Raw genomic sequence first — 15,941 nt, 5'->3', positions numbered from 1 at the left:
CAGAGCTATAACTACGGCGCGGCCTGCGTCGTCGCCCTGGTGCTGTTCGGCATCTCGATGGCCGTCACCTCGATCCTGCTCCGCCGCCGCTCCGGCTTCATGGCGAGCGACGACTAGCGGCCCGGGAGGACCCGATCATGACCCTTGGCACCACACTCACCAAGGGGCCGGCCACGGCCGTCCCCTCCCGGTCCGGCGGCCCCGCCGCCCGGACCGCCCGGCGCCGCGCGTTCCTCCACTGGGTGGCCGTGCACACGGTGGCGATCGCCGCCGCGCTGTTCTTCCTGCTGCCCTTCGTCTTCGTCTTCCTCACCTCGGTGATGTCGGACGGGCAGGCGCTCACCACCGACTACTGGCCGAAGGACTGGAACTGGGGCAACTACAGCAAGGTCTGGGACACCCCCGGCTTCCTCAGCTGGTGGCGCAACACCCTGCTGTACGCCGGGTTCGGCACCCTGCTGACCGTGGTCTCCAGCCTCCCGGTGGCCTACGCCCTCGCCAAGTTCCGCTTCCGCGGCCGCAACCTGGCGCTGATGTGCGTCATCGCGATGATGATGCTGCCCCCGCAGGTCACCGTCATCCCGATGTTCCTGTTCTGGTCCAAGCAGATGGGCATGGACGGCTCGCTCTGGCCGCTGATCATCCCGATGGCCTTCGGCGACGCGTTCTCCATCTTCCTGCTGCGCCAGTTCCTGCTGACCATCCCCAAGGAGTACATCGAGGCCGCCCGGATCGACGGCTGCGGCGACCTGCGCACCCTGCTGCGGGTGGTCCTGCCGATGGCCAAGCCGGCCATCGCCGCGGTCGCGCTGTTCCAGTTCTTCTACTGCTGGAACGACTACTTCGGGCCGCAGATCTACGCCAGCAACAACCAGCAGGCCTGGACCCTCAGTTACGGACTGGAGTCCTTCAAGGCCGCCCACCACACCAACTGGAACCTCACCATGGCCGCCACCCTGCTGGTGATGGCACCGGTGATCGTCCTCTTCTTCTTCGCTCAGAAGGCCTTCATCGAAGGCGTGACACTGACAGGGGTCAAGGGCTGATGTCCGCACTCAAGTTGGCAATCGTCGGCGGCGGTTCGACGTACACCCCGGAACTGATCGACGGATTCGCCCGGCTGCGCGACACCCTGCCGATCGGCGAGCTGGTGCTGATCGACCCGGCCGCCGAGCGCCTGGAGCTGATCGGCGGCCTCGCCCGGCGGATCTTCGCCCGGCAGGGCCACTCCGCGGTCGTCACCGTCACCACGGACCTGGTGGCGGGCGTCGCGGACGCCGACGCCGTGCTGCTCCAGCTGCGCGTCGGCGGCCAGGCCGCCCGCAACCAGGACGAGACCTGGCCGCTGGAGTGCGGCTGCGTCGGGCAGGAGACCACCGGCGCCGGCGGCCTCGCCAAGGCGCTGCGCACCGTCCCGGTGGTGCTGGACATCGCCGAGCAGGTGCGCCGGACCAACCCGGACGCCTGGATCGTGGACTTCACCAACCCGGTCGGCATCGTCACCCGGGCGCTGCGGACCGCCGGCCACAAGGCCGTCGGGCTGTGCAACGTCGCGATCGGCTTCCAGCGCAAGTTCGCCGGGCACCTGGGCGTGGACCCGGAGCTGGTCCGGCTCGACCACGTCGGGCTCAACCACCTGACCTGGGAACGCGGGGTGACCCTGCTGGACGCCCCGGGCGCCGCCGGCGGACGCGAGGTGCTCCCGGAGCTGCTCTCCTCGCACGGCAAGGAGATCGCCGAGGACCTGCACCTGCCGCAGGCCGTCATCGAGCGGCTCGGCGTGGTGCCGTCCTACTACCTGCGGTACTTCTACCAGCACGACGCGGTGGTGGCGGAGCTGAAGGAGCAGGGCTCGCGGGCCGCGCAGGTGGCCGAGATCGAGCGGCAGCTGCTGGAGCTGTACGCCGACCCGGCCCTGGACACCAAGCCCGAGCTGCTCGGCAAGCGCGGTGGCGCCTTCTACTCGGAGGCGGCCGTCCAGCTGATCGGCGCGCTGCTCGGCACCGGCGGCGGCACCTCCGTGCAGGTGGTGAACACCCGCAACGACGGCGTGCTGCCCTTCCTGCCGGACGACGCCGTGATCGAGGTCCCGGCGGAGGTGGACGCGCGGGGCGTGCGCCCGCTGCCGCAGCGGCCCGTCGAGCCGCTGTACGCCGGCCTGATCGCCGCCGTCACCTCCTACGAGCACCTCGCCCTCGACGCCGCCCTGCGCGGCGGCCGCGACCGGGTCTTCGACGCCCTGCTCGCCCACCCGCTGGTCGGCCAGATCGATCTCGCCGACCGGCTCACGGACCGGCTGCTCGCCCACAACCGCGAGCACCTCGCCTGGGCCTGACCCGGCCCGCCACGTACCCGCCCGGTGACCTCCTCCGGTCGCCGGGCGGGCTCCGCGAGGAGACCGTCCACCCCCGGCCGGGGATCCTCCGGCCGGGCACCCCGGCCGGGACCGTCGGCCGGGCACCCGGCCGACGACCACGGCCCGGGCCACGTACGAGCCGCGGGGACCTGATGACCCACCAGCCCGAACCACTCCTGCCCGGCGTCCTCGCCATCGACGCGGGCAACTCCAAGACCGACGTCGCCCTGATCGGCGCCGACGGCAGCATCCTCGGCTCCGCCCGCGGCGGCGGCTTCGCCCCGCAGCGGATCGGCGGCGCGGCGGCGGTCGCCGGCCTGACCCCGCTGGTCGAGCAGGCCGCCGCCGAGGCGGGCTTCCCGTCCTGGAGAGGGGTACTCACCAGCCACGTCAGCGCCTGCCTGGCCAACGCCGACCTGCCGGTCGAGGAGGAGGCGCTGCGCGTCGCCCTGGAGTCCCACCCCTGGGGGGCCAGCAACACCGTCGTCAACGACACCTTCGGCCTGCTGCGGGCCGGCACCGACGGCCCGCGCGGGGTCGCGGTGGTCTGCGGCGCCGGGATCAACTGCGTCGGGCTGCTGCCGGACGGGCGCACCGCCCGCTTCCCCGCCCTCGGCGAGCTCACCGGCGACTGGGGCGGCGGCTCCGGGCTGGCCGTCGCCAGCATGTGGCACGCCGTCCGCGCGGAGGACGGGCGCGGCGGGCCGACCGGGCTCGCCCGGGCCATCGCCGAGCACTTCGGCCTGCCCAGCGCCGTCGCCGTCGCCGAGGCCGTCCACCTCGGGCACCTGCCGAACGCGCGGCTGCACGAGATCGCCCGGGTGCTGTTCGCCGTCGCGGGCGAGGGCGACGCGGTGGCACTGGAGCTGATCGACCGGCAGGCCGACGAGATCGTCCGGCTCGCGGTGGTGGCGCTCGGCCGCCTGGACCTGCTGGACACCCCGACCCCGGTGGTGCTGGGCGGCGGCGTGCTCGCCTCCCGGCATCCGCTGCTGCTGGACAACCTGACCGCCCGGCTGGCCGCGGCCGCGCCGCTGGCCGAACCGCGCGTCGTCGTCGCCCCGCCGGTGCTGGGCGCGGCACTGCTCGGCCTCGACCACCTGGCGGCGGACGCCGAGGTGCAGGCCCGGGTCCGCGAGGCGTACGAGGCGGGCCGACCGGTCGCGGCCTGACCGCCCGTCCACCCGCGGACGGGCCGGCCCGCCGCGGCCTGACGCCAGGTCACCGACCTCCCTCCCCCGCCGGATCCGCACGTCCGGCGGGGGAGGGAACCGCGGGGCCGCCCCCGGTCGTGTTACGGGGGTACCGACCACCGCCGCCGTCCGGGGAGACTTGTGCCATGGCCACCCCCCGCCTCCTGATCGCCGCCGCCCTGCTGGCCTGTGGCGCCGCAGCCGCCCTCACCGGCTGCACGCCCGCCGACTCCGGCTCCACCCTCGCCGCCGCCTCCGCCGCCGCCCGGGCCGACGAGGGCGCGGACGAGCTGCTGGACGACGACGAGTTCTTCTACGAGGACGACGAGGAGTCCTACGCCCCCGAGGCCGACCCGTCCGTGCCGGCCTCCGCCACGGTGCCCTCCGCCGAGTGCGCCACCCCCACCGCGCTCCCCGGCCACCAGGTCCTCCTCGTCGTCTCGGCCGGCCCGGCCGAACTCACCGCCCGGCCCGCCCGGTTCGGCTGCGGCTCCGGCCGCTACGAGCCCGCCGGCAGTCCCGTCCACTACGGCTACGCGGGGGCGGGGGTGGCGGCGACCCTGGTCGACGGCCCGCACGACGGCCCGGCCGGGACCGTCCCCCTCGCCGAGCTGATCTCCCACGTCAACGACTGCCTGGCCGACCGCGAACCGTCCGCCCCCGCCGAACCGTCCGCCCCCGCCGAACCGACCGAACCGTCCGCCCCCGCCGACCCGACCGACCCGGCCGAGCCGTACGGCTGCCACGGCGACGCCTACGACGTGGTGCTGGACTCCCACGGCCGGATCATGCGGATCGGCGAGATCGACGACCCTCCGCAGACCCCCTGACGGCCGCTCACCGGCCCATACGGTGTAGAAGCACCTCTCAACTGTTGGCATTCGGCTGCGCTACGCGCATCGACCGGGCTCCAGCTGGGGGCTTTTGACGTTCGATACGTTCGCGGGGCCCGCGCTTGGGGCTGGTCTTACCTTCTCCGTCGTTGACCCGGTTTCGGCGGCGGTGCTTTGCTTCGGGCCGTCGGCGGTGACCGGCCCCACCACCCCACGCCACTGGCGGTCCACCACGGACCGCCGGTGACCGGCCGTGCCGTCGTCGGCCTTCCCCCTTCGTCCCCACAGTGCCGCCGCGCCGCACCCGGGCGCGGCCGGCACCAGAGAGGAACCCTCACGATGGGCATCTCCCCCACCTCCCGCCGGATGCGGCTGCGGGCCCTGACCGGGCTCAGCGCCCTCGCGCTGGCCGCCGCCGGCTTCGCCGCCGCCCCGGCCGCCCAGGCCGCCCAGGACGACCGGCCGGCCGGCGAGTTCGCCGGGCAGCCCCACCCCTACCGGCACGGCGCGCACCCGACCAAGGAGACCGGCAACCAGGCCCCCAAGCCGGCGGCCAACAACCTCAGCTACGGCGGCGGCGTGGACGGCATCGGCGTCACCACCGGCGCGCCGAAGGTCTACCTCGTCTTCTGGGGCTCCCAGTGGGGCACCCAGGGCACCAACTCCAGCGGCTACACCACGCTGTCGGGCGACCCGAAGGGCGAGGCCGTCCGGGCGCAGCAGCTGTTCAAGGGCCTCGGCACCAACAGCGAGACCTGGTCCGGCGTCATGACCCAGTACTGCGAGGGCGTCGCCGCCGGCGCGACCAGCTGCCCGACCGGCTCCACGCACGTCGGCTACCCCACCGGCGGCGCGCTGGCCGGCGTCTGGGTCGACGAGTCGGCGGCCGCCCCGGGGCAGGCCAGCGGCTACCAGCTCGCCTCCGAGGCCGTGAAGGCCGCCGGGCACTTCGGCAACACCACGGCCGCCTCCAACCGCAACGCGCAGTACGTGGTGCTGTCGCCGACGGGCACCCACCCGGACGGCTTCAACACCCCGAACGGCGGCTTCTGCGCCTGGCACGACTACAACGGCGACACCACCCTGACCGGCGGCGCCGCCCCCTCCCCGTACGGTGACGTGGCGTTCACCAACGACCCGTACGTGACCGACATGGGCTCCTCCTGCGGCCAGAACTACGTCAACAGCGGCAGCGCGGGCACCCTGGACGGCGTGACCATCGTGTACGGCCACGAGTACTCGGAGACCATCACCGACCAGAACCCGGCGGGCGGCTGGACCGACTCGACCGGCTACGAGAACGCCGACAAGTGCTCGTGGAACGGGGTCGGCGGCACGGGCGGCGCGCAGAACGTGACCTTCGCGACGGGCTCGTTCGCCATGCAGGGCACCTGGTCGAACGGTGTCAACGGGTGCCAGGTCTCGCACGCGATCGTCCACTGACGATCCGGGCTCCCGGGCTACCGAGCCGCTGAGTTCCCGAGCTGCCGGACACCCTGGGTCCCGGGCGCCGGGGTGGGCCGTGACGGCCCGCCCCGGCGCTTCGCGTCATGGCGTGACGAGCCCGAACTCGTAGGCCTGGATGACCAGGTGGACCCGGTCGCGGGCGTCGAGCTTGGTGAACAGCCGGGCGACGTGCGCCTTGGCGGTGGCCACGCTGATGGTCAGCTCCGCGGCGATCTCGGTGTTGGACAGGCCCCGGCCGACCAGGGTCAGCACCTCGCGCTCGCGCTCGGTGACGGCCCCGGCGACGGGCCGGCGGGGCGGGGCCGCGGCGGCCTCCGGGCGGGCGGCGAACTCGCCGATCAGCCGGCGGGTGATGCCGGGGGCCAGCAGGGCGTCCCCGGCGGCGACCACCCGGATGCCGTCCAGGATGGTCTCCAGCGCGAGGTCCTTGACCAGGAAGCCGCTCGCCCCGGCCCGCAGCGCGCCGTAGACGTAGTCGTCGTCGTCGAAGGTGGTGAGGACCAGGACGTGGGTGGGCAGCTCCGGGTCGGTGGTGATCCGGCGGGTGGCCTCGATGCCGTCCGTCCCCGGCATCCGGATGTCCATCACGGCGACGTCGGGGCGCAGCCGGGCGACCAGGTCGACGGCCTCGGCGCCGTCGCCGGCCTCGCCGACCACCTCCAGGTCGGGGGCGTCGGCGATCAGCACCCGCAGGCCGGTGCGGATGAGCGGCTGGTCGTCGACCAGGACGACGCGGATCACGGCGCCACCTCCAGCGGGATCTCGGCGGACGCCCCGGCGGACGCTCGGGAGGGGGTCTCGGCAGATGTCCCGGCGGGTGTCCCGGCGGGGGGCCGCTCGGGCAGCGGCAGCCGGGCGGTGACCAGGAAGCCGCCCCCGGGGCGCGGCCCGGCCCGGAACTCGCCGTGCAGCAGGGCCACCCGCTCGCGCATCCCGGCCAGGCCGTAGCCGGTGCCGGGGGTCGCGGTGGGCACGCCCGCGCCCGGGTCGACGACGGTGACGTCCAGCGCCACCGGCCCGTACTCGACGGTGACGTGGCAGTCCCGGGTGCCGGCGTGCTTGACCACGTTGGTGACCGCCTCCTGGACGATCCGGTAGGCGGCCAGGTCCACCTCGGGCGGCAGGGCGCGGGCTTCGCCGCGGCGGGTGAGCCCGACCCGCACCCCGGCGCCCGCCGCCCTGACCACCAGCCGGTCCAACTCGCCGAGTCCGGGCACCACTTCGAGCGGCGCGGGCTCCCCCTCGCCCTGCCGCAGCGCGCCGAGCATCCGGCGCAGCCCGGCCAGGGTCTCCCGGCTGGTGGCCTCGATCGCCTCCAGCGCGTTGCGGGTCTCGGCGGGCTGGGTGTCCATGACCCGGCTGCCCATGCCGGCCTGGATCGCGATGATCCCGATGTTGTGGGCCACCATGTCGTGCAACTCGCGGGCGATCCGCAGCCGTTCGGCGGTGATGGCCTGCTCGGCGGCCCGGCCGCGCAGCGCCTCGGCGTGGGCCCGGCCCTGGTGCACGGTGTTGCCGACCAGCCAGGCGATCAGCACGGTCGCGGCGAAGCCCCCGTAGGCGAGCGGGTTGACGGGGTAGTCGTTGACGGCGCCCCAGGCCAGCAGTCCGGCGAGGGTGGCCAGCGGCAGGGCCAGGGCGCTCAGCGAGACCCGCCGGGAGCGGGTGGCCGCGCAGTAGCCGACCACCGCGTCGGCGATCAGGAACTGCAGCGGCCCGGTCTCCGGGACGCCCCACATCCCGAACGCGTAGACGGCGCCCGCGAGCGCCACCGCGATGGCCAGCAGCGGCAGCCGGACCAGCAGCGCCGCCACCAGGGTGGTGACCACCGCGGTGACCACCAGCGGCATGTCCTCGGGGTTGCCGTGGTAGTCGAACAGGTGCCGCAGCTCGTCCTCGCGGGTGAGGAAGCGGAACGCGACCAGGACCGTCCACAGCGCCGCCACCCACACGCCGGCGGGCAGGCGCCTGAGCAGCGGCGGGCGGGGTTCGGTGATCATGACGCGATGGTAGTGGCGGGCCCGGCGGCGCCGCATCGGCCCGGGGGCGTAATCCCCGGGGCGGGTGGGGCCGCGGGTGCTTGTGTCCCGCCGCCCGATGCCCGGGCACCGGCCCGACCGGCACCGTGGTCCCCGTGATCGAGATCGAACGACTGACCAAGCGGTACGGCGCCACCACGGCCGTCGACCGGCTGACCTTCACCGTCCGGCCGGGCGCCGTGACCGGGTTCCTCGGCCCCAACGGCGCCGGCAAGTCCACCACCCTGCGGATGATCCTGGGCCTCGACACCCCCACCGGGGGCAGCGCCACCGTGGCCGGCGTGCCCTTCGCGAGCCGGCCGCGCGGCCTGCGGCACGTCGGCGCCCTGCTGGACGCGGGCGACGTGCACGGCGGGCGCAGCGCCCGGGCCCACCTGTCGGCGCTGGCCCGTGGCAACCGCATCCCGCTCGGGCGGGTGGACGAGGTGCTGGCGGAGGTCGGCCTCGGCAAAGCCGCCGGGCGGCGGATCGGCGGCTACTCGCTGGGCATGAAGCAGCGCCTGGGCATCGCCGGCGCGCTGCTCGGCGACCCGCCGGTCCTGCTCTTCGACGAGCCGCTCAACGGGCTGGACCCGGAGGGCGTGCTCTGGGTGCGCGGCCTGTTCCGGCGGCTCGCCGCCGAGGGGCGGACGGTGTTCGTCTCCAGCCACATGATGGCCGAGATGGAGCACACCGCCGACCGGCTGGTGGTGATCGGGCGCGGCCGGCTGATCGCGGACGAGAGCCTCGCGGAGTTCTCCGCCCGCGACGCGGTCTCCTCGGTGGCCGTCCGGGCCCCCGACCTCGGCGCGCTGACCGAGGCCCTGCGCGCGGAGGGCGCCGACGTGCGGCTGGCGGAGCCCCGGTCCGGGATCGTCACCGGGATGCCGGCCGAACGGATCGGCGAACTCGCGCTGCGGCACGGCGTGGTGCTGCACGAACTCACCACCCGGACGTCGTCGCTGGAGTCGGCGTTCATGTCCCTGACCGCCGACAGTGTCGAGTACCTCGCCGGAGACGCCCGATGAGCACCCCGCCCCTTGCCCCGGCCCTTGCCCCGGCCCCCGAACCGGCGCCGCGCTTCACCGACCTGCTCGCCGCCGAGTGGATCAAACTGCGCTCGCTGCGCTCCACCTACTGGGTGCTGGCGCTGGCCTCGCTGGTGGCGATCGCGGTCAACGTGAACGCCGTCCACACCGACCTGACGTACATCGACCACCCGCCGCCGCGAATGCCCGGCATGCCACCGTACACCTACGACCCGCTGTGGCACGGCCTCGGCAACATCGCGGGCGACCTGATGGCGGTCGCGGCCGGCAGCCTCGGGGCGATCACCGTGTTCGGCGAGTACACCACCGGCCTGATCCGCACCACCTTCGCCGCCGTGCCGGACCGGCGGGGCGTGATCGCGGCCAAGGTGCTGCTGATCGGCGGGATCACCGCACTCGCCGGGCTGGTGGTCTCGACGGTCTCCTTCTTCACCGTCAACGCGATGCTGGCCTCCCGTCACGTCGGCCTCTCCGTCACCGACGACGGCTGCCTGCGGGCCGTGCTCGGCTACGCGGCGATCGTGCCGGTCTGCGCGCTGATCGGGATGGCGCTGGGCGCGCTGCTGCGGCACGCCACCGCCTCGATCGTCTCGCTGGTGCTGCTGATGTTCGTCCTGCCGATGATGTTCGGCGGGGACCGCTACCGCTGGCTGAAGGAGATCGGCACCCACCTGCCGTTGGCCACCGTGCAGCGGCTCGTCATCAACCCGAACTCCACGACCACGATGGGGAAGTACGCTCCGAGCGTGCTGGACTCGTGGATCACCATGGGGGTGTGGGGCGTCGCCTCGGTGGTCGTGACGGTGGTCGTGGTGCGGCGCCGGGACGTGTGATCAGGCCCCTCGGTCCAGGCCGAGCCGCCGAGCCGCCGCGGCGGGCAGCGGGTAGCGGCGCTCGGGCGGCAGCAGCCGCTGCGCCTGTGCCGTCCGCCCGTCGCGGACCAGCGCGGCGATCCGCCGCACCTGCGGGGTGAGGTCGGTGAGTCCCACCACCCACTCCTCGGCGTAGCGGCGGATCAGGGTGCGGCCGATGCCCACCTGGATGCTGTAGTGGTTCAGCGCCGCCCCGCGCAGCGACCGCTCCGGGTCCCACTGCACGTGGACCTCGGCGCGGGCGAGCTCGTCCGGGTGCGCGGTGGTCGGGACGGCGCGGGCGAGCGCCTCCTCCCAGCCCTCCCGGGTGATCCGGACCGCCAGCACCCTGGTCTGGCCGGGCTTGCCGGCCCAGTTGCTGCGGTGCATCAGCCAGCGGAACGAGGGCTTGATCCACGTCATCCGGTGGAAGCCGAACGGCGCCACGAACCGGCCCGCCGCCAGGGCCGCGTCGGCCACGGCCGGCGGGTAGGCCTGGTACAGCACGATCGTCCGCCCGTCGTGGTCGGCCCGGATCTCGCGCAGTGCGGTCATCTCCCGGCACCCCCTTCCTTCCGGTCACGGTGCCGGAGCGGGTGACGGGACGCAACGGGATTCTCCGGCTCGGGACGCTCGGTCGGGCTCGCGGCGCGGGCCGTGGCTCGGGTCGGGACGGGTCGCGGCTCAGAGCTCGGGTCGGCTCGGGTCGGCTCGCGGCTCCGGCCCGGACGGCTCAGGCCACGGCGGCCTTGCTGCGGAAGGCCCCGAGGGTGGCCGCCGGGACGCCGCAGCCGGGGAGGAAGGAGGCCGCGCCGCCGTGGTGGGTGCGGACCCGGTCGAGGAAGACGGACATGGCCTCGGCCGGGGCCTCCAGGAGCGGCGCGGGGATGGTGAGGTTGCGGCCCTGGGAGTCGGTGACCCGGGAGGTGCCGCGGTGGTCGTTGAGCGCCGTGCGGTGGCGCTCGGCGAGCCCGGCGAAGATCTGCGGGAGGGCGTCGGCGGTGCGGGTGTAGTCGGCGACGATGCGCTCGGCGGGGACGTCGAGGAGGTCCAGCAGGAGGGCGGTCAGCAGGCCGGTGCGGTCCTTGCCGGCGGCGCAGTGCAGCAGGACGGCGCCGGGCCGGACGGTGGCGTCGACGGCCGCGGCCACCGCGTCGGGCGCGGACTCGGCCAGCAGGACGTAGAAGTCGCCCAGGTCGGCGGCGGTGGCCATGGTGCTCATCCGCGCGGTGAGGGCGTCCGTGGCGGGGTTCACCGGGGCGGCGACGACGGCTATCCCGGCGGCCTCGGCGGCGGCCCAGTCGGCGGGGTCGGTCTCCCGCGGGTCGCGCAGGTCCACGATGGTGCGGATGTCGCAGCCGCGCAGCTGGGCGACGGTGGCCTCGTCGGCGGCCGGGAACGGCTGGGCGGAGCGGTACAGCACACCGGGGCGGACCCGCCGGCCCTCGGGGTCGCCGAGGACGGCGGCGTCGCGGAAGTTGACCAGGGACATGGGGTGGCCTTTCGGTGGGGCCGCACCCGGGACGCGAGGGGCCGTCCGGAGCGGGGACATCTAGACGTCTAGATGTGTAACCCCTTCCGGGGTCGCCGGGCAAGCCTCGGCCGCGCGGACCCGGGCGACGCAGGCGGCACGGGCCCGGGCGGCACCGGCCCGGGGGACACGGCCCCCGGTGCCCGGGTCCGGATCGCGCGGGTCTCGATCGGTGCATCCTTCCATCCCACTCCTGCCGACGGGCCACGGCGACCCGGACGGCACGGCGGCGGCCAGGACCGGCACCGCGGGACCCCGGACGGCACGGCGCCCGGGCCGCGCGAGCGGGCTCCGTAGGATCGGGCCCGTGGCGACGAACCCCCCGAGCTCCCCGAACACCCCGGTGTACCGCCGCCTGGCCCGCCGGATCCAGGAGCGCATCGACACCGGCGCCTACCCGCCCGGCGCCCGGCTGCCGAGCGAGCCCGAGCTGAGCGCCGAGTTCGGCGTGAACCGGCTGACCGTACGGCAGGCGGTGGCGGAGCTGGAGCGGGCGGCCGTGGTGGAGATCCGCCGGGGCGTGGGCACCTTCGTCCGCCCGCCGGCCGTCCGGGTCTCGATCGCCGTGGACCCGCGCAGCCAGCGGTTCGACCTCGGCAGCGTGCCCACCGCGCTGCCGAACGAGGAGGGAACGGACGGCGAGTTCGTGGTCGCCGCCCCGCTCGTCACCGGCTCGGCCCAGGACGCGGAGGCGGCCCGCCAGCTGGGCCGCGCGCCCCGGGAGCTGTCCCGGGTGGACTCGGTGATCCGGCTGGGCGGACGGGCCCGGGCCGCGTGCAGCTACTGGGTGGCGTTCGGCCCGCTGCCCGCCGAGCTGGTCCGGCCGGGCCGCCCCGGGAACCTGGTGCCGGACCTGGCGCGGGCCGCCGGGGTGGAGCTGGAGTACGACTGGCGGGCCTTCGGCGCCGTCGGCGCCGACCTCGCGGACGCCGAGCTGCTGGGCGTCCCGCCGGGCACCGCGCTGCTGGTGCGCGAGGGGGTCAGCTGCACCCCGGACGGCGTCCCCGCGCTGTACGTGCGGCGGCGGATCGACGGCAGCAGCGCGCGCTTCGTCCTGCACTTCCGCGACCGGTAGCCGGGGCCGGGCCGCCCTCGGCGTCACCGCCGCCCCGGCCGGACCCCCCTTGGTACATTCGGCGCCGGAACACCGGGCGCACGGGGGTTGGACAGGGTGACCGAAGAGACCGACTACGACATACCCACCGAGCTGGCGGAGGTCTACCTCACGCTGCTCGCCGACGTCTCCAGAACCGGCCGGCTGCCGCGCCGCGAGGAACTGGAACGGCTGCGCAGGCTCGGCGAGCACTGCGCGGAGGCCGGCTTCGGACTGCGCGAGGTGGTGTCGCACTGCCTGGCGGCGGCCCGGCGGGCCTGGCAGACCCTGCCCGGGACGACCGCCGCGAACAGCGTCACCGAGCTGCGCCGGATCGGCGACGCGGTGCTGGCCGCCACCGACGCCGCGCTGGCCGCGCTGGGCGAGGGCCACGAGCGGGCGCAGCGCCTGGCCGTCCGGCAGGAGGAGGCGGCCCGCCGGGAGTTCATCGACGACCTGCTGTTCGGCCGCAGCGACCTCGGGCTGCTCGCCGAGCGCGCGGAGCGGTTCGGGCTGCGGCTGGCGGGCGCGTACACGGTGGCGGTCGCGGTGGGCGACGAGCCGTTCGCGGACGTGCATCCGCTGGTGCACCGGGTGGAGCGGGAGCTGGCCGGGCGGTTCGGTGAGCGGGACGTGCTGCTGGCCAGCAAGGACGGCCGGCTGGTGTGCATCGCCCCGGACTCCGAGCGGGCCGTGCTGGAGGCCTTCGCGGAGCTGACGCTGCGCCCCGGGCCCGGCTACCAGCCGGTGCGGCGGGTGGCCACCGGCCGTCGGCACTCGGGGCCCAGCGGGGTGCCGCGCAGCTACGAGGAGGCGCTGGACGCGCTGGACTACGCGCAGCGGCTGGATCTGCCGGCCCGGCAGCTGCGGGCCGAGGAGCTGCTGGTCTTCCCGGTGCTGATGCGCGACCGGGCGGCCATGGCCGACCTGGTGCGCAGCGTGCTCGGCCCGCTGACGGAGGCCCGCGGCGGTGCCCGTCCGCTGCTGGACACCATCGCGGTGCAGGCGGAGGCGGCGTACGTGAACGCGGAGGCGGCGCGCCGGCTGGGCCTGAGCGTGCGCACCCTGAGCTACCGGCTGGAGCGGATCAAGGCGCTCACCGGGTACGACCCGGCGGACGCGCTGCAGCGCTTCACCCTGGAGACGGCGGCCATGGGGGCCCGGCTGCTGAACTGGCCGGAACAACCGCTGTAGTTACCGTCGTTACCGCCGTGGTCCCGCTTGCCGCCGACGCGATCCGGCCGCTCCGGGCCGCCGATCCCTCCGGCCGGTCCGGGCCCGCCGCGGCAAACCCGCGGGGCGCCACTACGACCGTCCGGCAGCCGTCCTGTTGCCGAGCTGTTGCAGTGTCACGCGGGCCGTGCGTACCAGGGTGTCAAGAGGGCGTAAAGATTGCCGGATCCTGGCAATGTGCGACGGGCCCCGGCACTGTCATGATCTCCCCGGCGCCGAAGCGCGGCGCCGACGGGAAGGCGGGGGAGGGTGGCCGGGTTGGGGGGATTCTTCGCGGCCGCGCTGGCCTTTCCGACGGCGCTGTTCAGCTTCGCGCTGGTGGTGGTGGTCGGGTACTGGTTGCTGATGCTGTTCGGCGGCCTGGTTCCCGGCGCCGTGCACGGGGGGCACGACGCCGGGCACCACGTGGACGTCGGGCACGCCGGGCACCATCCCGGTGCCGGGTACGGGGGGCACGGCGGACACACCGGACACGGGGGGCACGGTGCCGGGGGGCACGGTGCCGACAGTGGGTCCGAACGGCCGGGCGGCGGCCACCACACGGGCGTGCTGGACGCGCTGGGGCTGGGCGGGGTGCCCGTGACGGTGGCGGTGTCGCTGCTGGTCGCGCTCGCCTGGTTCGTCAGCCTGGCCGGCACCGTCCTCACCTCGGGGGCACCGGCGCGCGGCGGCGTGTTCGTCGTCGCGCTGGTCGCCTCCTGGGCGGGCACCCGGCTGCTCGTCCGGCCGATGTCGCGGCTGTTCCCGCAGGACCGGCCGGCCACCCGGGGGGACTTCGTCGGCCGGGTCTGCGTGATCCGGACCGGCCGGGTGACTGCCGACTTCGGGCAGGCGGAGGTCACCGCGGAGGACGGCTCCACCGCGACCGTCCAGGTCCGCACGGCGGAGCCCGAACCGGGCCTGACGGCCGGCCGGACCGCCCTGATCTTCGACTACGACGCCGAGGGCGAGCACTTCCTGGTGGCGCCCTTCGATCCGCCGGCCATCGCCTGACGGTTCGTCACTCTCCGTTCACCTTCCTCTCCTTCCTCACCTCACCGCACCTCTCCGCATTCCTCTTCGCACCAACTCGCCATCTCGTCAAAGGACTCCGTGATGGACACCATCGCCGTGGGTTTCGGCGTGCTCGTCGCCGTCGTGCTGCTCATCCTGCTCGCCATGCTGCTGTTCGTGGGCCGCCTGTTCCAGAAGGTCGAGCAGGGCAAGGCACTGATCGTCTCCCGGACGAAGAAGGTCGACGTGACCTTCACCGGCGCGATCGTCCTCCCGGTGCTCCACAAGGCCGAGTTGATGGACATCACCGCGAAGACGGTGGAGATCCACCGGGCCGGCCGGGACGGCCTGATCTGCCGCGACAACATCCGCGCGGACATCCGGATCTCGTTCTTCGTCCGGGTGAACAAGACCGTCGAGGACGTCATCAAGGTCGCCCAGTCGATCGGCACCGCCCGGGCCAGCGACCCGCAGGCGATCCAGGAGTTCTTCGCCGTCAAGTTCGCCGAGGCGCTCAAGACCGTCGGCAAGCAGCTGGACTTCACCGACCTGTACACCCACCGGCACGAGTTCCGGGACCAGATCATCGCGGTCATCGGCACCGACCTCAACGGCTACACCCTCGAGGACGCGGCGATCGACCACCTGGAACAGACGCCGATGAGCCAGCTGGACTCCGACAACATCCTGGACGCCCAGGGCATCCGCAAGATCACCGAGCTGACCGCGATCGAGCACGTGCGCACCAACGAGTACCAGCGCAACGAGCAGAAGGAGATCACCCGGCAGAACGTGGACGCCCGGGAGGCCGTCCTGGAGCTGGAGCGCCGGCAGGCCGACGCGGAGATCCGCCAGCGCCGCGAGATCGAGACCCTGCGGGCCAAGGAGGACGCGGTGATCGCCCGGGTGCAGGAGGAGGAGCGGCTCAACGCCCAGACCGCCTTCCTGCGCACCGAGGAACTGCTCGGCGTGCAGCGGGAGAACCAGGCCCGCGAGGTCGCGGTGGCGCAGAAGAACCGCGAGCGGGTGATCGCGGTGGAGAACGAGCGGATCGAGAAGGACCGCCTGCTGGAGGTCGTCGGCCGCGAACGGGAGACCGAGCTCGCCACGATCGCCAAGTCGAAGGAGGTCGAGTCCGCCAAGCGCGAGGTCGCCGACGTGGTGCGCGAGCGGGTCGCGGTGGACCGCACCGTCGCCGAGCAGGAGGAGGCCGTCAAGACCCTGCGCGCCACCGAGGAGGCCGAGCGCGTCCGCAAGGCCGTCGTGATCCAGGCCGAGGCCGAGGCGCAGGAGAAGCTCGTCAAGGACATCAAGGCCGCCGAGG

General features: G+C 74.3%; 14 protein-coding genes and 1 pseudogene. 11 read left to right on the top strand and 4 right to left on the bottom strand.

Going from position 1 to position 15,941, the window contains the following annotated elements:
* Positions 1 to 137: 137 nt before the first annotated feature.
* The 5 genes from AB0E96_RS26360 to AB0E96_RS26340 all read left to right on the top strand — a co-directional run bounded on the left by AB0E96_RS26360 (position 138) and on the right by AB0E96_RS26340 (position 5,825).
* On the top strand, positions 138 to 1,046 hold the full coding sequence (locus tag AB0E96_RS26360; protein ID WP_359827869.1) for a carbohydrate ABC transporter permease: 909 nt from the start codon (positions 138 to 140) through the stop codon (positions 1,044 to 1,046).
* Positions 1,046 to 2,335 carry a 6-phospho-beta-glucosidase gene (locus AB0E96_RS26355; protein WP_359827868.1) on the top strand — a complete coding sequence of 430 codons (1,290 nt, stop codon included), beginning with the start codon at positions 1,046 to 1,048 and terminating at the stop codon, positions 2,333 to 2,335. The genes AB0E96_RS26360 and AB0E96_RS26355 overlap by 1 nt, the downstream gene beginning before the upstream one ends.
* Positions 2,336 to 2,508: 173 nt before the next feature.
* On the top strand, positions 2,509 to 3,528 hold the full coding sequence (locus AB0E96_RS26350; RefSeq protein WP_359827867.1) for a BadF/BadG/BcrA/BcrD ATPase family protein: 1,020 nt from the start codon (positions 2,509 to 2,511) through the stop codon (positions 3,526 to 3,528).
* 167 nt (positions 3,529 to 3,695) lie between these two features.
* Entirely contained in the window at positions 3,696 to 4,379 is a 684-nt protein-coding gene (locus tag AB0E96_RS26345) for a hypothetical protein (RefSeq protein WP_359827865.1), read from the top strand.
* Between the two features lie 342 nt (positions 4,380 to 4,721).
* Complete coding sequence (locus AB0E96_RS26340) at positions 4,722 to 5,825, top strand: hypothetical protein (protein ID WP_359827864.1); 1,104 nt, start codon at positions 4,722 to 4,724, stop codon at positions 5,823 to 5,825.
* 105 nt (positions 5,826 to 5,930) lie between these two features.
* On the opposite strand, the gene AB0E96_RS26335 is transcribed toward AB0E96_RS26340, so the two are convergent.
* Together AB0E96_RS26335 and AB0E96_RS26330 are read right to left on the bottom strand one after the other, a co-directional pair.
* Positions 5,931 to 6,590, bottom strand: a complete 660-nt coding sequence (locus AB0E96_RS26335; RefSeq protein ID WP_359827862.1) for a response regulator transcription factor — start codon at positions 6,588 to 6,590, stop codon at positions 5,931 to 5,933.
* Positions 6,587 to 7,849, bottom strand: a complete 1,263-nt coding sequence (locus AB0E96_RS26330) for a sensor histidine kinase (RefSeq protein ID WP_359827861.1) — start codon at positions 7,847 to 7,849, stop codon at positions 6,587 to 6,589. The genes AB0E96_RS26335 and AB0E96_RS26330 overlap by 4 nt, the downstream gene beginning before the upstream one ends.
* 134 nt (positions 7,850 to 7,983) lie before the next feature.
* Here AB0E96_RS26330 and AB0E96_RS26325 point away from each other — a divergent pair, with 134 nt between their 5' ends.
* Both AB0E96_RS26325 and AB0E96_RS26320 read left to right on the top strand, forming a co-directional pair.
* The gene (locus tag AB0E96_RS26325; protein WP_359827860.1) at positions 7,984 to 8,895 is read left to right on the top strand and encodes an ATP-binding cassette domain-containing protein; all 912 of its coding nucleotides are present in this window, start codon (positions 7,984 to 7,986) and stop codon (positions 8,893 to 8,895) included.
* Complete coding sequence (locus tag AB0E96_RS26320) at positions 8,892 to 9,749, top strand: ABC transporter permease (protein ID WP_359827858.1); 858 nt, start codon at positions 8,892 to 8,894, stop codon at positions 9,747 to 9,749. The genes AB0E96_RS26325 and AB0E96_RS26320 overlap by 4 nt, the downstream gene beginning before the upstream one ends.
* Here the strand turns inward: AB0E96_RS26320 and AB0E96_RS26315 are convergent, their stop codons facing one another.
* Positions 9,750 to 10,322, bottom strand: coding sequence for a DUF4291 domain-containing protein (locus AB0E96_RS26315; protein ID WP_359827856.1), 573 nt, complete (start codon positions 10,320 to 10,322; stop codon positions 9,750 to 9,752). It lies immediately after the preceding gene.
* A 178-nt stretch (positions 10,323 to 10,500) separates the two neighbouring features.
* The gene (locus AB0E96_RS26310) at positions 10,501 to 11,259 is read right to left on the bottom strand and encodes a tyrosine-protein phosphatase (protein ID WP_359827854.1); all 759 of its coding nucleotides are present in this window, start codon (positions 11,257 to 11,259) and stop codon (positions 10,501 to 10,503) included.
* 346 nt (positions 11,260 to 11,605) lie between these two features.
* Here AB0E96_RS26310 and AB0E96_RS26305 point away from each other — a divergent pair, with 346 nt between their 5' ends.
* From AB0E96_RS26305 to AB0E96_RS26290, 4 genes and pseudogenes are all read left to right on the top strand, one after another.
* On the top strand, positions 11,606 to 12,373 hold the full coding sequence (locus tag AB0E96_RS26305; protein ID WP_359827852.1) for a GntR family transcriptional regulator: 768 nt from the start codon (positions 11,606 to 11,608) through the stop codon (positions 12,371 to 12,373).
* Between the two features lie 96 nt (positions 12,374 to 12,469).
* The gene (locus tag AB0E96_RS26300) at positions 12,470 to 13,585 is read left to right on the top strand and encodes a helix-turn-helix domain-containing protein (protein WP_359827851.1); all 1,116 of its coding nucleotides are present in this window, start codon (positions 12,470 to 12,472) and stop codon (positions 13,583 to 13,585) included.
* A 288-nt stretch (positions 13,586 to 13,873) separates the two neighbouring features.
* The gene (locus AB0E96_RS26295; RefSeq protein ID WP_359827849.1) at positions 13,874 to 14,617 is read left to right on the top strand and encodes a hypothetical protein; all 744 of its coding nucleotides are present in this window, start codon (positions 13,874 to 13,876) and stop codon (positions 14,615 to 14,617) included.
* A gap of 102 nt (positions 14,618 to 14,719) precedes the next feature.
* Positions 14,720 to 15,941: pseudogene (locus AB0E96_RS26290) on the top strand (flotillin family protein); the annotation flags it as partial.

It is taken from the genome of Kitasatospora sp. NPDC036755 (assembly GCF_040636595.1).
Classification (GTDB): Bacteria; Actinomycetota; Actinomycetes; order Streptomycetales; family Streptomycetaceae; genus Kitasatospora.
The sequence above is the reverse complement of the archived record's forward strand: the minus strand, read 5'-3'. Positions and strand labels throughout refer to the sequence as shown.